General features: G+C 64.1%; 1 pseudogene. It reads right to left on the reverse strand.

The annotated features are described in order from the left end of the window. Positions 1-259 (reverse strand): annotated as a pseudogene (locus tag SB772_RS42645) (3-methyladenine DNA glycosylase 2); the annotation flags it as partial.

Here is a 259-nt window from a genome sequence, read left to right on the forward strand (position 1 = left end):
TACTGCGCCGTCCAGTCACCAATCCCGTGTAACGCCAACAACCGCGCCACACCGCCCTCCCGCCCCGGCGCAAACAACAGCGAATCATCCAGCAGCGCCTGAGCCACGCCGGACAAGGTCCGCCCTCGGCTTTTCGGCATGCCCAACCTCGCCAGATCCGCCTGCGCCAACACGACAGGCTCAGGAAAAACATGGCTCAAACCCGCCAGCGGCGAGGAAAAGGGCGCACCATACTGCGCGACCAATTTACCCGCCAACC

This window comes from Paraburkholderia sp. SIMBA_030, assembly GCF_046535245.1.
Lineage (GTDB): Bacteria > Pseudomonadota > Gammaproteobacteria > Burkholderiales > Burkholderiaceae > Paraburkholderia.